General features: G+C 42.4%; 13 protein-coding genes. 6 read left to right on the forward strand and 7 right to left on the reverse strand.

The window, feature by feature from the left end; translation table 11 throughout:
• Positions 1 to 681 precede the first annotated feature (681 nt).
• The 4 genes from BS333_RS10735 (at position 682) to glpD (ending at position 5,976) form a co-directional block, all read left to right on the forward strand.
• Positions 682 to 1,536 (forward strand): MIP/aquaporin family protein, encoded by an 855-nt coding sequence (locus BS333_RS10735; protein WP_021708192.1) that lies wholly within the window; start codon positions 682 to 684, stop codon positions 1,534 to 1,536.
• A gap of 48 nt (positions 1,537 to 1,584) precedes the next feature.
• Positions 1,585 to 3,102 carry a glycerol kinase GlpK gene (glpK, locus tag BS333_RS10740; protein ID WP_021708191.1) on the forward strand — a complete coding sequence of 506 codons (1,518 nt, stop codon included), beginning with the start codon at positions 1,585 to 1,587 and terminating at the stop codon, positions 3,100 to 3,102.
• Positions 3,103 to 3,403: 301 nt separating this feature from the next.
• A complete protein-coding gene (locus BS333_RS10745) occupies positions 3,404 to 4,171 on the forward strand; it encodes a DeoR/GlpR family transcriptional regulator (RefSeq protein WP_021708190.1) in 768 nt (255 codons plus the stop codon).
• Positions 4,172 to 4,416: 245 nt separating this feature from the next.
• A complete protein-coding gene (gene glpD, locus BS333_RS10750) occupies positions 4,417 to 5,976 on the forward strand; it encodes a glycerol-3-phosphate dehydrogenase (RefSeq protein ID WP_021708189.1) in 1,560 nt (519 codons plus the stop codon).
• Positions 5,977 to 6,046: 70 nt separating this feature from the next.
• Here the strand turns inward: glpD and BS333_RS22050 are convergent, their stop codons facing one another.
• Both BS333_RS22050 and BS333_RS10755 read right to left on the reverse strand, forming a co-directional pair.
• Complete coding sequence (locus BS333_RS22050; RefSeq protein ID WP_021708188.1) at positions 6,047 to 6,223, reverse strand: hypothetical protein; 177 nt, start codon at positions 6,221 to 6,223, stop codon at positions 6,047 to 6,049.
• An 82-nt stretch (positions 6,224 to 6,305) separates the two neighbouring features.
• Positions 6,306 to 7,490 (reverse strand): NnrS family protein, encoded by a 1,185-nt coding sequence (locus tag BS333_RS10755; protein ID WP_021708187.1) that lies wholly within the window; start codon positions 7,488 to 7,490, stop codon positions 6,306 to 6,308.
• 426 nt (positions 7,491 to 7,916) lie between these two features.
• Between BS333_RS10755 and mrdA the strand changes: the two genes are divergently transcribed.
• Entirely contained in the window at positions 7,917 to 9,830 is a 1,914-nt protein-coding gene (gene mrdA, locus BS333_RS10760; protein WP_021708186.1) for a penicillin-binding protein 2, read from the forward strand.
• A 181-nt stretch (positions 9,831 to 10,011) separates the two neighbouring features.
• Positions 10,012 to 11,151: a chromate efflux transporter gene (chrA, locus tag BS333_RS10765; RefSeq protein ID WP_021708185.1), complete on the forward strand. Its 1,140-nt coding sequence runs from the start codon at positions 10,012 to 10,014 to the stop codon at positions 11,149 to 11,151.
• 62 nt (positions 11,152 to 11,213) lie between these two features.
• Here the strand turns inward: chrA and BS333_RS10770 are convergent, their stop codons facing one another.
• Genes BS333_RS10770 through BS333_RS10790 form a run of 5 tightly spaced genes read right to left on the reverse strand, consistent with a single transcriptional unit; the run spans position 11,214 to position 16,882 of the window.
• Complete coding sequence (locus BS333_RS10770; RefSeq protein WP_081638499.1) at positions 11,214 to 12,224, reverse strand: tetratricopeptide repeat protein; 1,011 nt, start codon at positions 12,222 to 12,224, stop codon at positions 11,214 to 11,216.
• Between the two features lie 15 nt (positions 12,225 to 12,239).
• Complete coding sequence (locus tag BS333_RS10775) at positions 12,240 to 13,187, reverse strand: type II secretion system F family protein (protein ID WP_021708183.1); 948 nt, start codon at positions 13,185 to 13,187, stop codon at positions 12,240 to 12,242.
• A 42-nt stretch (positions 13,188 to 13,229) separates the two neighbouring features.
• The gene (locus tag BS333_RS10780) at positions 13,230 to 14,198 is read right to left on the reverse strand and encodes a type II secretion system F family protein (RefSeq protein ID WP_021708182.1); all 969 of its coding nucleotides are present in this window, start codon (positions 14,196 to 14,198) and stop codon (positions 13,230 to 13,232) included.
• Between the two features lie 11 nt (positions 14,199 to 14,209).
• Entirely contained in the window at positions 14,210 to 15,658 is a 1,449-nt protein-coding gene (locus tag BS333_RS10785; RefSeq protein WP_021708181.1) for a CpaF family protein, read from the reverse strand.
• Between the two features lie 18 nt (positions 15,659 to 15,676).
• Positions 15,677 to 16,882 carry a nucleotide-binding protein gene (locus tag BS333_RS10790; RefSeq protein ID WP_021708180.1) on the reverse strand — a complete coding sequence of 402 codons (1,206 nt, stop codon included), beginning with the start codon at positions 16,880 to 16,882 and terminating at the stop codon, positions 15,677 to 15,679.
• Between the last annotated feature and the right edge of the window lie 10 nt (positions 16,883 to 16,892).

A 16,892-nucleotide genomic window follows, 5' to 3' on the forward strand; every position in this document is an offset into this window, starting at 1 on the left:
CATCAGCACTTTAATCAACAACACTCATAACTATTAATATTCAGAAAATTTTCCGACTCGATATAACAATGAATATGCTGACATTAAAAAGGCTTTTATTTTTTTAATAAAGAGAACGTACACTTATCTAAATTAGCCGTTTTCATAACACCCAATTTCGCACGAAAGAAAACGAAAGGGTACGAAACTAGACGGCATTTTATGAAATGACGCGACAATTTCTGTGATAAGGGCGACACAACGGTTAAAAGTATTAAATTAATCATTACTTATAAAATTAAATATGAGCAAAATCACAAAAAGCTTACTTGCAAGAAATATAAATTTGGCATTTTTATTACTAAAACCATGAAGGTTAGGCTAATTTTTGCACATGACGTTTCTGAAAAGTGAAAGCACTCTCATATTTAATGGATGAGTTTTCGGGCTAAAGGTCATGTAATAAAACTTAATTTCCAGCAATTAAGGTTATTTTACCCATATTTAAAAAGCTGCGTTGATTAACAAAAATTTGGCCTGTTTTACGCAAACACATGCTCAAACACTCAATTTTATAGCTCGTTTATTTTCGTTATCGCCAATACATGCACAATAACTTTGTGCTACACACTAATAGTCTCAAGGTGCAGCCTTCAATCAGGCACCTTGTAGGTGGAATTTGCAACGAAAAGGACAACGAATATGACATCCAACAAACCCTCTTCTCTTCTTGGAGAATGTTTAGCTGAGTTTATCGGCACTGCAATTCTTATCTTTTTTGGTGTCGGCTGTGTTGCCGCATTGGTCTTAACTGGCGCCGAGTTTGGACAGTGGGAAATCAGTATTGTCTGGGGGTTAGGAGTTGCTATTGCCATCTACTGTACTGCAGGCGTATCAGGTGCGCACATTAATCCAGCTGTAACGATTGCCCTAGCCATGTTCCATGGTTTCAATAAAAACAAGGTGCTACCCTATATTATTGCTCAAATTCTGGGCGCATTTTGCTCAGCCGCATTGGTTTATAGTTTGTATAGCAATCTATTTACGGACTATGAAATCATGCATAACTTCACTCGTAGTAGCCAAGAAGCGTTAAGCACCGCTGGCATTTTTTCTACTTACCCCCATGCCTCATTATCATTGATGGGTGCTTTTGCCGTAGAATTCGTTATTACCGCCGTGTTACTGTTTGTCATTCTCGCTCTTGGTGATGAAAACAACGGAGCTTCACGAGGTGCTTTAAATCCTCTTCTTATTGGCATTCTCATTGCGGTCATTGGCTGCTCTCTAGGTCCATTGACAGGTTTTGCCATGAACCCTGCACGAGATTTTGGCCCTAAACTGTTTGCTTACTTTGCTGGATGGGAACATGCTCTTACTGGAGCACGAGAGATCCCATACTTTATTATTCCAATTTTAGCGCCAATTGCTGGGGCTTGTTTTGGTGCTTGGCTTTATCCGAAAGCGATTGCCGCTTATTTACCTCAGCAAGGCCAAGGATGCACAATTCCTAATCAATGTGAACAGACAGAGACTGAACAAGCTCAAGCATCTTGAGGTCACTTGGGTATAAAATATAAATAACAAAATATAAGGATTCTTCTTATGACTGAGCAAAAATACATCGTTGCCCTAGATCAAGGAACAACAAGCTCTCGTGCTGTTATTTTGGATCATGACGCTAATATTGTAAGTGTCGCTCAAAGAGAGTTTACCCAAATATATCCCAAAGCAGGTTGGGTTGAGCATGACCCAATGGAAATCTGGGCAACACAGAGCTCAACCTTAGTTGAAGCGCTAGCAAAAACGGGAATCAGTAGCGACCAATTGGCAGGTATCGGCATCACTAACCAACGTGAAACAACCATCGTTTGGAATAAAGAAACGGGCAAACCTGTGTATAATGCCATTGTTTGGCAATGCCGCCGCACGGCTGACATTTGTGAAAAACTGAAAGCACATGGTTTAGAAGAATACGTCCGTGATAATACTGGTTTAGTCCTAGACCCCTATTTTTCTGGTACCAAGATAAAATGGATCTTAGACAATGTTGATGGCGCTCGTGAACAGGCGCAAGCTGGTAAACTTCTCTTTGGAACGGTCGATACTTGGTTAGTCTGGAAAATGACTCAAGGCCGCGTGCACGTCACTGACTATACCAATGCTTCTCGAACGATGCTGTTCAATATCAATGATCTGAGCTGGGATAAAACGCTACTGGATGCACTTGATATACCTGCCTCCATGATGCCTGAAGTGAAAGCTTCCTCTGAAATTTACGGTCAAACCAATATCGGAGGCAAAGGCGGTATTCGTATTCCTATTGCTGGCATTGCAGGCGATCAGCAAGCCGCTCTCTTTGGTCAAATGTGCGTACAAGCAGGCCAAGCCAAGAATACTTACGGCACCGGTTGTTTCCTACTAATGAACACGGGTAAAGAGAAAGTCACCTCTAAAAACGGATTGCTAACGACTCTTGCTTGTGGTCCGCGAGGTGAACCAGCCTACGCACTTGAAGGCGCTGTTTTTATGGGGGGAGCATCAATTCAATGGTTACGTGATGAATTAAAGATCTTAGCCGGAGCCGAAGACTCGGAATACTTTGCGACTAAAGTGGACTCATCCAACGGAGTCTATGTTGTGCCAGCGTTTACGGGGCTTGGTGCTCCCTACTGGGATGCATATGCAAGGGGAACCATTGTGGGGCTGACTCGAGGCATAAACTCGAATCATATTATCCGTGCCACTTTAGAAGGTATTGCATATCAAACTCGTGATGTTTTGGATGCCATGCAAGCCGACTCTGGCATTAAACTAGAAAATCTTCGAGTTGACGGTGGCGCTGTCGCCAATAACTTCCTCATGCAGTTCCAATCAGATGTCCTTGATACCGAGGTACATCGACCAAAAGTGACCGAAGTAACCGCTCTGGGTGCTGCTTACCTTGCAGGCTTAGCTGTCGGCTTCTGGAGCAGTCTTGAGGAGTTGGAAAACAAAGCAGTTATCGAACGAACCTTTGAGCCACATGAAGACGAAGCAAAACGTAATCGACGCTATAAAGGCTGGAAGCGTGCGGTGAAATGCGCTCAAACATGGTCAGAACTTCACGACGACGAAGATTAATCTCAATCGCCCCAAACAATGATTTCGAAGCCACTTAGAGATATCCCCTAGTAACTTCAAGATACAGTGTTGAGCGCGATGACTTGAGGTCACTGGGGTATAAACAACATTACTGGGGTATAAACAACATTACTTGGGCATAAACAAATTATTTGGGTATAAGCAATAAGAGCGCTGCTTAAAGCGCTCTTTTTAAGTCTTGAGACGAATTATCTTGCCTCTAGACTTCTCACATCATGCTAATTCACGCACAATAGTTAAATTTAATACGCTATCAACACCAATGCTCAGGGAGTGTTTAATGAAGCAAATACCAAGACACCAACAAATTGTTGAATTGGTTATAAAACAGGGTTACGTCAGTACTGATGAGCTGGTTGAGAAATTTAATGTCAGCCCTCAAACTATCCGACGCGATCTCAATGAGCTTGCCGACGAAAATAAAATTCGTCGTTACCATGGTGGAGCAACCGTCCCTCTCAGTTCAGAAAACACCTCCTACAGCACACGCAAAGAGCTCAACTTCAATGAAAAAGACGTCATTGCTGAAGAATTGGTAAAACATATCCCGGATGGAGCCACGCTTTTTATTGATATCGGCACCACTCCAGAAGCGGTTGCACGAGCATTAAATAAAAATCATAAACAGTTACGAGTTGTCACCAATAACATCAATGTCGCGAGCATTTTATTGTCCAACCCTGAAATCAAAGTGATTCTCGCCGGTGGTGAAGTTCGTAACCGAGATGGTGGTATTGTTGGCGAAGCTACTTTGGACTTCGTCAAACAATTCAGGCTCGATTTTGGCATCTTGGGCATCAGTGGTATCGATTTTGATGGTTCCTTATTAGACTTTGATTATCATGAAGTGAGAGTAAAACAGGCCATCATTGATAATAGCCGCAGTGTGTTTCTTGCCGTCGACCATTCCAAGTTTGGTCGTAATGCCATGGTCAAACTCGGCAATATTGCTCAGTTGAATATGGTCTTTACCAACAAACAACCTCCCGCTGAGATCTTATCGATTTTAAAAGAGTCTGCGATTCCATTAGAGGTCGTTACAGCCTAAGACATCCCCATTGTGGTTGACCCAAACCGAAATAGTGGGTGAACCACAATGGGGATACTTCTTCATACAGAAAAGAACATTTACCCTTCTTAATTTTTTGCGCTTTTTTACAAAATAGGCGCTTTTTTGTATTTCAATCACACAAAACGCTCAAAAACGAAAATAAATAATGACCAAAAACGAAACTTAGTCTACGATATAACTTCGTTTGGAAATGCTCGTTCGCTCACCAAGAGGTCTTATTTATGAGTATACAACACAATAAAATAACAAATGATGTACTCCCAACAATGGATTTGATTGTAATTGGTGGTGGTATTAACGGTGCAGGCATTGCTGCCGATGCGGCAGGACGTGGGTTGAATGTCGGTTTATATGAAGCACAAGATTTTGCTTCCGCGACTTCTTCTGCAAGCTCAAAATTGATTCATGGTGGGCTTCGTTACCTTGAGCATTATGAGTTTCGTTTAGTTTCTGAGGCCCTCGCTGAACGAGAGGTCTTATTGAGAAAAGCGCCACATATTGCTTGGCCAATGCGTTTTCGTCTGCCACATCGACCATTCTTACGTCCTGCATGGATGATACGTAGCGGATTATTCCTTTATGATAATTTGGGTAAGCGAACTACGCTTCCTGCAAGTAAGACGATTAATCTTGCTCAATCAGGTCTATTAAAGCCAGAGATCAAAATCGGTTTCGAATACTCTGATTGCTGGGTTGATGATGCTCGTATGGTGTTACTCAACGTACTGGCCGCTAAAGAAAATAATGCTGAAATACGTAACTACTGCCGCGTTGAAAAAGCCCGACGCGAAGGTGGCTTGTGGCATGTCACTATACACGATGTAATCACTGACCAACGTTTCGAACGAACAGCAAAAGCCTTAGTTAATGCTGCCGGACCTTGGGTAAAACAATTTTTTGATGACGGTCTTGAACAACAATCTCCACGCAATATCCGCTTGATTAAAGGCTCTCATATTGTCGTGCCTCGTATCCATAATGAGCCGCAAGCGTATATTCTGCAAAACAAAGATAACCGTATTGTCTTTATGATTCCTTATTTGGATAAATTCTCAATTATTGGCACAACGGATGTCGAATATAAAGGCGACCCACGTAAAGTGTCGATTTCAGAAGAGGAAGTGGATTATCTGATCGATATTGTCAATCAACACTTTGTTCAACAGCTTAAACGTGAAGACGTGGTCTGGTCTTATAGTGGAGTGCGACCTTTGTGTGATGACGAGTCAGATTCACCACAAGCAATCACTCGTGATTACACATTAGAGCTCGATGCAGATTTGGATCAAGCTCCATTACTATCAATCTTTGGTGGTAAGCTCACGACCTACCGTAAGTTAGGTCAAGCTGCCATGCATAAATTAGCTCCTTACTTCCCTGAAATGGGAGAAGACTGGACTGCGAACCAAGCACTACCTGGTGGTAATTTTAGTTGCAGCCGAGAGCAATTAGCCAACATGATCCACACTCACTACCCATGGATTCCAGAGGCTTTATTGCTCCGTTATGTCACATTGTTTGGTACCCTAACTTGGCAGATCGTCAAAGATACCACATGCCTCGAAGACATGGGGCGTTGCTTCTCCGAGCAAGCTCATGGTGTTTATCAGCGTGAAATTGATTACCTCATTAACCACGAAATGGCATGTAATGAGGAAGATATCCTATGGCGTCGTACAAAACTGGGCCTTTATATGACCGAAGATCAACAACAAGAATTAGCTGCTTACTTAAAAGACAAAATGCAAACAAACGTTGTAAGCCTGTCTCAGGCTGGCTAGTTTTCAATTAATTCATAACCCCGTATCGTTATTATTCGATATGGGGTTGTCATTAGTGATGAAGTTGCCATTACTGCTCTCCTTCACGATTATATTGACGATAAAACAGCCGACCACTGACGACTCTTAGACCTAAGCCGTCCCTGCCAATCCTCACTCTCTTCTTACGCACAACCAAATCATTAAGTGATTCCGCTTGTTGGGATCTTAAGGTCACTCGTTGCCAATACTCATCCATAGCTTTCATAGATTTCCTTACTTAACAGCCACTGCTCAGTAAGGCTATGTTTTAACCACTTTAGGGAATAATTCTAATAATTTATTATTATTTATCCTGGATGCCCATCAGGTCTAGGGCTAAGCAGCATCAAACCAAACCGCCACACAAATAACCCGAAAGCAAACACCCATAAACCACCACTCAATTCGATCCATAGCAACATTTCACTCGGTACCCATAGCACACCTAAACTGCGGGTTAAGGCAGCGAAAAACACCGCGGCAAATGCTAGGCTCATATTCGGTCCTTGATAAATCATTCGACCTGTGTGTCCCATCGTTACACGGGTGATCATCGCTAAAATCAAACCACCTAAAGCTCCAATAGTAAATAAATGAATCAAGTTATGGCTGGCAAAAGCATTATCCCACCCACCTCGTAAAATTAAACTGATCGGTAAACAAGCATACGCAAGGTGTAAAGACCAAACCATTGGCTCCTTCCATGTTAACCAAGGCTTCCAACGTAAAAGGCGCACTAGCTGAGCCAAGCCAGCAACTAACATTAGTGGCTTGGCCAACAAGTTAAACCACTCTGTGGAGAAACTGAGTACAAATAATAGAGCGAGAGGTAATGTTGCCAACCATTCAAGCCACACTAAGGGTTGTGCCTTATCAAATTGAAATCGACGAGCAGTAAAAAAGGGAATGACCCTCCCTCCCATAATGGAAAGCAATAAAGCAAACCACCACAGCATGGCCTGCCATACCGCTGAAGGAGTTATTCCATACAAACCGTCTATTGCGACATAGCTAACCACATTCGCTAACATAGCGAGAAAAAAAAGGGGAATAAAAAACAGATTACGCCAACCTTTGGAACGGAAAACTCGCCACCCAACTTCGTAGGCAGCAAACAATAAAAAGACAATCTCAATGGAGCAGATTAACCATAATGGGGCAGGCAGCCACAATAGAACCCGTGGCAGCAACCATAAAATAAACAATACTAATAAAGGGTAATGTTTGGTGCCATTAATGCCGGTCCAGTTTTGTACCGCAGTCAATACAAAGCCGACGACAATGGCCATCGAAAAACCAAACAACATTTCATGAACATGCCACCATAAAGCAGGAACACTCAGCCTACTGGGTTGCCCTGTCTGAAAGGCCCATACCCATAGAACAACGGCTACCATAGCGTAAATAGCACCACATAAGAAAAATGGCCTAAATCCCAAGCGTAACCACGCGGGGATTTTTTCTTCCTGTTTTTTATCGGTAATATTAAGCATATTGATACCTTTTTTATTCTTCCCCGCCTAATGCAAATAAAGTCGGCTCAGTGACAGCGCTCTGAATCAAGCATCTTGGATATAAAGGTGCTATGTTAAGCAAAGATGTATTCAGAATAGTATCGATTGAGTCATTCATCACGCCATTACTGAAGCATAAAGATACTCTACCAAAACATGCATTAAAAATAAATGTTAAAAGTGGACCACACCTGTTGCATATCATTTTTTAATTAAGGACAGCCTATGAATATAGATAATAAGTAAATTTAATCTCTTCTTGTCGTATTAAAATTCCCCTTATCAAAACCATAAAAAAGCTGCTAGAATGCCCGGTCAAGTTGTAACCATGTGTAACAAAATAGACACCGTTACCTGGTGCCTTTTAAGCAAAACGAGTTGTAAACCGCAATATAAGAGCCGTTCATGTTACGTAAGCGAAACGAATTTCGAGACCATAATAAAGAAGTAAAGTTATTTAAAAACCGAGCTCTTGTTGCCTTTATTGGCATTGTCATCTTATTAGGTGTGTTGGTTGCCAACTTATATACTTTGCAGGTAAAACATTACAAAGATTATCAAACTCGTTCTAATGATAATCGCATAAAGATATTACCTATTGCCCCAACCCGTGGGCTTATTTATGACAGAAATGGGGTTTTACTGGCTGAGAACCAGCCCGTCTACAACTTAGAAATGATCCCTGAGCAAGCGGGTGATCCTGAGCAATTACTTGTCAAGCTTGATAAATATATTAAGTTAAGCACCGAACAAATTACTGCTTTTACCAAGCGTTATAAACATACCCGACGCTTCCGCAGCGTCACCATTCTTAATGAATTAAATGATGAGCAAGTTGCTCGATTTTCGGTACATCAACATGAGTTCAATGGTGTTTTCATCACTGCCGAACTTAAACGTTATTATCCATTTGCTGAAAAGCTTACCCATGTTTTAGGTTACGTTGCACATATTAATGATCGTGATTTAAAGCGGCTTAAAGAAGAAGGGAAAGCACAAAATTATCAAGCAACGCGCAACATTGGCAAGTTAGGTATAGAACGATACTACGAAGACCTCTTACACGGCACCAAAGGCTATGAAGAAGTTGAAGTCAACAGCCATGGGCGAATTATCCGCACAATTCGCTACGTACCTCCCATTGCAGGCAAAGATATTGTGCTCAACCTTGATATTGAATTACAACAGTACGTTTTTGAGCAATTAAATAACCGACAAGGCAGTGCCGTTGTGCTCGATCCAGAAGATAACAGCATCATGGCAATGGTATCGAGCCCAAGCTATGACCCAAATCTGTTTGTCAATGGTATTTCAGGTAAAGCATATCGCGCTTTACTTAATGACCCAGCTCACCCTCTGGTCAACAGGGCCACACTTGGCGTTTATCCACCAGCATCAACCGTCAAACCTTTCATGGCGGTTGTCGGGCTGCAAGAAGAGGTCATTCAACCTGATACCGTCAGAAACGATCATGGCATTTGGCGTTTACCGGGCTCAAAAGCTCATTCAAAAGCTTGGCGAGATTGGAAGCGTTGGGGCCACGGTCCGGTCGATGTCACAAAGGCAATAGAGGAATCGGTTGACTCCTTCTTTTATCAAATGGCGTTTGACTTAGGTATCGACCGAATTTCATCATGGATGAATAAGTTTGGTTTCGGCCTACCGACAGGTATTGATATCCACGAAGAAAGTAGCGCGAATATGCCAACCAGAGAGTGGAAAGTGGCTCGCCACCGAACGCCTTGGTATCAAGGGGATACCGTTCCCATTGGTATCGGTCAAGGATACTGGACTGCCACCCCGATACAGATTGCAAAAGCGACTTCCTTTCTCGTCAATCATGGCCACATGAAGTCCCCTCATCTACTCAAAGCAGTGATTGAGCACGGAGAAGACTTTACGAACCAAGTGCCTGTCAAGCCACCTTCTTTGCCATCCATTACTGGTGTCTCTGATAAATATTGGAACATCTCAATCAATGCTATGCGTCAGGTCAATCACGGAGCACATGGTTCGGGACGCAAAGCATTTAAAGGCGCACAGTATTTAAGTGGTGGCAAATCCGGGACGGCACAGGTTTTTGGTTTAAAGAAAGACCAAGTCTATAACTCTAAAAAGCTGGCGAATCACTTGCTTGATCATGCTCTATTTACCGCTTTTGCGCCCTATAATAACCCTAAATATGTGGCAACAGTGGTCATTGAACACGGCAATGGCGGTTCTAAAGTTGGTGCTCCATTCATACGTAATGTCTTTGACCACTTGTTAGTTGAGCCAAAATCAAGTGAGCCTCAATTAATCAAAAAGAACGCTGGCTAACCCTCTCTCCAGATAAACACCCCCCAAGTAACCCCCTCCCAATGGATAAGTTACTTGGGTATCACGACGACACTATAAAGAAAATTATTTATTTGAATCCTGCTCAGTGATTGCTTAGAGTAACGCAGTCCGTACGATATCGGTTAAACACATAAAGCAATCGCAGAGAGACAGGGAACCTATGTTTACTATTTTTAAGACCTTTTTTATGCTTGGCTGGATCAGCTTTGGTGGCCCGGCAGCACACATTGGTTACTTTCGCCAAACGTTTGTAGAAAAGCTCAAATGGATTGATGATAGTGAATATGCCCAGTTGGTCGCTCTGAGTCAGTTTTTACCCGGCCCCGGCTCAAGCCAAGTCGGTTTTGCACTTGGCTACAAGCGAGGTGGGTTACTCGGCGCATGTCTGGCTTTCTTAGGTTTTACCCTGCCTTCTATCTTAATCATGTTGCTACTGGCAACGGTGAGCAGTCATATTACCGAAACCGATTTATTTCAAAATATTGTTCATGGATTAAAGCTACTGGCTGTCGTCGTTGTCGCTGATGCAACATGGGGGATGTACAAGAATTTCTGCCAAACAAAGCTCACCGCGGGCTTGTGTGTCACGACGGCCATTGTTCTGCTTCTTGTCCCCAGTATCACCTCTCAAATGCTGGTTTTACTGATTGCAGGTTTAATCGGTGCTCATTGGCTTAAGCAACATTCAAGCGATCACACTCAACCTTTTAAACCCACGTTTGCTCCATTAATTTTATTCGCAATATTATTGATAGGTTTACCTTTTGTTTCTCAAAGCCTGCCATTACTTAGCCTATTTAGTGATTTCTTCCAAGCTGGTAGCCTCGTTTTTGGCGGTGGGCATGTTGTGCTACCACTTCTGCAAAATATTGTGGGTGACCAGCTCAGTCAAGACACCTTTCTCACTGGTTACGCTGCCGCTCAAGCCGTCCCAGGACCGATGTTTACTTTTGCAACCTACATTGGTTATGAGCTATCAGACCTACCTGTGCTCGGTGCCATCATTGCTACAGCTGGCGTCTTCTTACCGGGCTTTTTACTCCTACTCGGAGTATTAAAAAATTGGCAAGCTTTGGCCAGCAAACCCAATGTGGCAGGAGCCATCAATGGTGTCAATGCTGCTGTCGTCGGACTACTGTTGGCCGCTCTGTATCAGCCAGTGTTCACCAGTGCTGTTGTTGATCCTATCGATATTGCATTGGTCATTACTGGCTTCTATTTACACCAAAAGCTCAAACTCTCTATTTTGTGGATGATCTTATTTTTTGTGGGCTCTGGGATAATCATCAGCATGATTTAAAACTTTTTAGCGTGTATGTTTAGCCAAGTGACCTCAAAGTACTCTGAATCCAGCCTTTGATGTCACTTGGGCGTAGTAATCACAGCCCGAGAAGTGTCGCCGTTTTTACGGATTAAGCTCAAGGCACGCACTAGGTTTTTATTCGCTAACTCGTAATAAGACGGCTTAGTATCAATCGCTCGTTGCAAATAAGGAATCGCCTCATCCGGTTTTCCATTTAAAATCAGAAAGTAACCTACATTATTGAGTGCTTTTTCCTCACTCATATGGCGACGAAAAATGCTGAGCGCCTGCTGAGGTTGATCTTGAGCAATTGCGATTAAAGCCAAGTTATTAATGGCTTGTTCTTGATTGGGAGATTGTTTTAATGCGGCTTGAGTAAAGTACACAGCCTTATTCAGTTCTCCAGACATATAATAAGAGTAGCCCAGCCCAATCAGTGCTTTCACATCTCTCGGGTTAATCTTTAATGCTTTGTCAAACAAGCGTTGGGCAAACGCATGCTGCTGCTCAAGATCATAAAGTATTCCTAACCCAGCATAGGCTTCTGTTGGAGACTGATGGTCAACAAGATAAGTAGAGAGACTCTGTGGGGATAATCGCGTTTTAACATCACGACCGAGGCGCTGCTGATCCGCGTTCAGAGCATTCAAGTAATACTGCTGACCTTGTTGCCGCTCACCACGCTTAGTATAGAGTGTGCCCAACGCCTGTAGCGAACCAATATGGTTAGGGTCTTCACCTACTGACGCTTGAAAAGACTTTTCAGCCAAAACATAGTTTTCACGAGCGAGATGAATCTGGCCAACAGTGTAAAAGGTGTGTTCTTTATATTCTGCGTCAGGGAAAGACAGAGAGCGCAGATATTCATATAAGGCTAAATCAAATTGCTGGTTGCTTAATGCTCTGTCTCCACGAGTAATCGCCTCACTCTCATTTTTAGGCGGTTCACCACTTGCTAAAGACGCAACAGGCACCCCTGAATACAAATCAGAGTTAAAATCAGCATGGGGCTCTGTGGTTGAACATCCAACCAACCAGAGCAACAAAATAAGGTACCTATTCATCACGATTCTCTACCTCACTCTTCAATTAGAAAATGCATCCGCTAAAGATATAAGAGCCGGGCCAATCGTCACAATAAAGAAGCATGGCCAGATAAAAAGTATCATTGGAAACATCATTTTAACCGGTATTTTAGCGGCCAACTCTTCGGCCGCTTGTTGACGTCTGTCACGATAATCTTCCGTATATTCACGTAAGGAGTTCACTAAGCTTCCTCCGACTTTCGCGGCATGACTTAACATACTGACTAATCCCATTAATTCATTTAGCCCAGTTCGGTTGACTAACTCTTTCAAAGAATCGGCCATAGGCTTACCCGCCTGAATTTTTTGGCAAACGGTGTCCATCTCATTGGCTAAGTCTAAGTGTGATAAAGAAATTTCGTTGGCAACACGTTGTAATGAAGCATTGAATCCGAGGCCAGATTCAGTACACACTACAAGCAAATCCAACATATCAGGGATGCCAGCTCGAATGCGTTGTTGACGTTGGCTCACTCGCTTTTGCAGTAAAATATTGGGTAAGAAAAGCCCAAGAAACCCGACCCCAGCCATATAGGTATATAGATATTGGGCCTCTGGCATTGCCCAATATAGCCAAACGATAATGGCACTGCCGAACAGTATCGTCAGCGATTTAAAAGTATAAAACATTGACAAAGCATGAGGCTGATCAAAACCAGCATGAAGTAATTTCTCGCGCGTAGTTTGCCTTTCTTTTTCGCTCTTTGGCAATGTCAGCGGTGCTAAAGAAGTCAGTGAATCTGGAATGTGGCTTTTCTTTGAAACAGAAGGGCTTTTCTTGTCTGTTAACTCTGCTAATTTCCTTTTTACAGGTGATGACCTTTTTATACTCAAAACGCCAAGCAGCACAACAAGTAAGACGATAAAAATAAAGAGCCCAATCAGTAAAAGGTACTCGTTCTCCAACACAATATTGGTCAATAAGTACCGTCTAGTATCACTATTCATACTTAAAACTTACCATCCATACTTATGCCCTTCCCTTCATAATCACACCTCAATATTAATGATGCGACGAATCCATAACGAGCCAATAAATAGCGAGACTATCCCGCCAATAATCATTTTGACCCCCATAGGACTCGTATGAAGCAAGGCAATATATTCGGGTCGAATGAGAGAAATCACCACATACATGGCGAATGGCGCTAACATCAGAACCCAGGCAGACATCCGAGACTCTGCAGAAATGGTTTTAATCTTACGTGCTAATTTAAATCGAGCCCGCAGTATTTGAGAGAGTTTTTCTATGTTCTCAACGAGGTTTCCTCCGGTTTCTTTTTGCAGTAGAACCGCACTAGAAAAGGCAAGCAAAGACACCGTAGGGACACGTTCAGACATTTGCAATACCGCCAAGCGCAAGTCATAGCCATAGTTAAGTAGATTAAAGGTATTGAGAAATTCTGGGCCTAGGGGAGCGTTCATTTCTCTACCCACTTCCCCAAAAGCATGGTTAATCGGCTGCCCTGCTTGCAAAACTCGTTTGATAATATCCAAAGCTTCGGGAAGCTGCTCTTCAAACTGCATTAAGCGATCACTGATCCTTTTTTTGAGATAAGCGAATACCACAATACAACTTACGCCTCCTCCACCAAAACTGATATACCAAGTTTGACCAAACAAAAAAAGGGCCAATGTAACACCGCTAAATAGCAACAAAACCCAGCCCAGAAACTGGCTTAAACTTAGTGATAGACCTGCTAAAGTGAGCATATTGCTCAATCGTTCTAGAAATCGAAAATGACTTAACCAACGAACAAAAAAAGGCTCATTTTCTAACGTATTGCCTTTTAAAATAGAAATATTTTCTTCCGTATTCTTTGTTTCCTGATTCTCTATCCGAGCTAAAATTTTTTGACGCTTTATTTTTTCTCTAGCAGAAGGAAAAATAAGTGCCTGGCTAACAAAGAAAATGGAAAAAAACAGCAGAACCAAAAATAACAGTAACTCACCATCCATAGAGTGCACTCCTATTGAGATTTATCCTGATAAATGTCATAGGGCAAATCTAAACCACGTTTGGTGAGGCGGTCATGGCAACTTGGCACCACGCCTGTTGCTTGATAACTCCCTTGCACATTACCTTTACTATCAACACCAGTGCGCTGAAAATGAAAGATCTCGGACATAGTAATCACTTCGCCTTCCATTCCATTCACTTCCTGTATACTGACCATGCGACGTTTACCATCTTCCTGACGTTCCATTTGCACCACAAGATGAATGGCGGAGGTAATCTGAGCTCTTAAGTTCTTAGTCGATACATTCCAACCAGCCATGGAGAATAAATTTTCGATACGACTCAAAGCATCACGAGGAGTATTCGCATGAATGGTCGCAAGAGAGCCGTCATGTCCAGTATTCATGGCAGCCAACATATCAACAGCTTCCGCACCTCGAACCTCACCAATAACAATGCGATCAGGTCTCATCCGTAGCGAATTTTTCACTAACTCTCTCTGTGATATTTCACCTTTACCTTCAATGTTGGCAGGGCGTGTTTCAAGACGAATAATGTGTGGCTGTTGAAGTTGAAGCTCTGCTGAGTCTTCGATGGTTACGATGCGTTGATCACTAGGAATAAAACTGGAAAGAATGTTTAACGTGGTGGTTTTCCCCGAACCAGTCCCACCTGAAATTAAAATATTCATTTCACCTACAACTGCAGCATTGAGAAACTGCCCCATTTCAGGAGAGAGTGAATGAATCGCAAGCAGGTTATCCATATTGAGTCGCTCAACCGCGAAACGCCGAATCGACACAGAAGGGCCATCTATTGCAAGAGGAGGGATGATGGCATTAAACCGAGAGCCATCCTTCAAACGGGCATCGACCATTGGCGAGGCTTCATCAATCCGTCGTCCTACTTGGCCTACAATTCGATCAATAATATTACGTAGATGACGTTCATCCAGAAAAGTGTGATGGGTTTTTTCTAACTTACCAAAACGTTCAACATAAATATTCTTAGGGCCATTGACGAGAATATCAGAAATGGTTGAATCGGCTAAAAGAGGTTCAAGAGGTCCCAAGCCGAAAACTTCATCTTCTATTTGATGAATAACACGCAAGCGGGCCTCGGAGCTTAAGGGGTACATTTGGTCTTCAGCAATTAAAATCCCTATCGCTTCTTTTAATTCCTTTTTAGCTCTCTCCTCTTGTAAATGAGCCAATAAACCAAGATCAAGCGTGTCCAGCAGTTTTTTGTGGTAATAATGTTTTATCTCAAGATCATTTTCTAGCTGCTTCTTTTGCTTATCAACGGCGACTGATTGAGCCTCTGATACAGAAGGTTCCTCTTGAACAACGACAGGGGCATCGTCTGTAACCAAGTTATCTTCCCTTTGAAGCAATTCCTGTTGTTTTCCTTTCTCTGCTGGCTGAAACCCACTGCCCACATTTTTTCGTTTAAAAAACATCTCGCCCCCTTCATTCAATTAGGAAAACAGCCTTTTCAACCAACCTTGTGATGCATTCCCCGGAGACTCTAATGAATGAGCCATGTCGAATAAGACGGATGTTATTTGTCTACTCTTTTTCGAATTCACTATAGGAGTGCCCATATTCGTGCTCTCGACCATCGCTAAAAAATCATTCGGCACGACATAAACGTTGAGCTGCCCAACCGTGTTAAGAATATCTTTAACCGATATACTCATTTTTTTACTGAAACGATTCACGATCAGTTTGATTTGCTCACGTCTTAAATCATAGTTCAGTTCTAAGGTGCGCAAATAATGAAGAGCATGCTTAACTGTAGTGACATTTTGTTGCATGACGAGAAAGGCATAAGACGCAACAGAGATGATAGGCTGAAAAACCTGTCTAACACCTTGTGACATATCAATAATAATATGAGAGTAGTAACGTCTAAGATGTAAAATCAACTCACAAATCTGGGATGCATCGCAGCTATTGTCAAAAGCACTGCCTTGTTCGAAGCCTAAATAATAAAGTCCAGAGGAAAGTTGATGCACCATCGTATCTAGCGACAATTCATCCAAATCATTCATTGCCCCCAGTACGTCCTCTATGCTGTATTTGGGGTTGCAGTTTAGATAATCGGAAGAATCGCTAAATTGTGGGTCAAGATCGATAAAAAGAACCTTATGCTTGGAATAAGAACTCAGTGCCGTCGCAGTATTGATGGCTAAAGTGGTCGCTCCAGATCCTCCTTTAGCATTAATAAACAAAGAAATATTACCTAAATTAAAAGTCTGGGCTTTTTCTTCCGCGAGTTCTTGTAACATTGGATAGAGTTCATCAAATTTCACTAACAAAGAAAAATAATCTGTCGCCCCTAAACGTATGGCCATTTTCAGAGCATCGGTGTCATTTTCATGCCCAAATACGACCAAAGCTGTCTGGCTATTTTGCAGGTGGCTCTCTTTTGAGAAAACATCCGTTACTTTTTGCGCCCAATGATCACCGACTTCAATATAGATAAGATCAGGTAAAGCGTGAGACTTCATGCAACCAAGTTCAAACTCAGATAATTCGATGCAGTTTAATTGGATATTAGGGCACCGGGACAATAGCTCTTGTAGATGATTTTTTAGGCCCACAGAAGAATAGACAATCATGAGTGATAAGCTGGTTTTGAGCTTATTAGACTTTGCATCCGGATGTTTGATTGGCTTCATCGTGTAAAAA

The organism is Vibrio azureus, assembly GCF_002849855.1.
Taxonomy (GTDB): domain Bacteria; phylum Pseudomonadota; class Gammaproteobacteria; order Enterobacterales; family Vibrionaceae; genus Vibrio; species Vibrio azureus.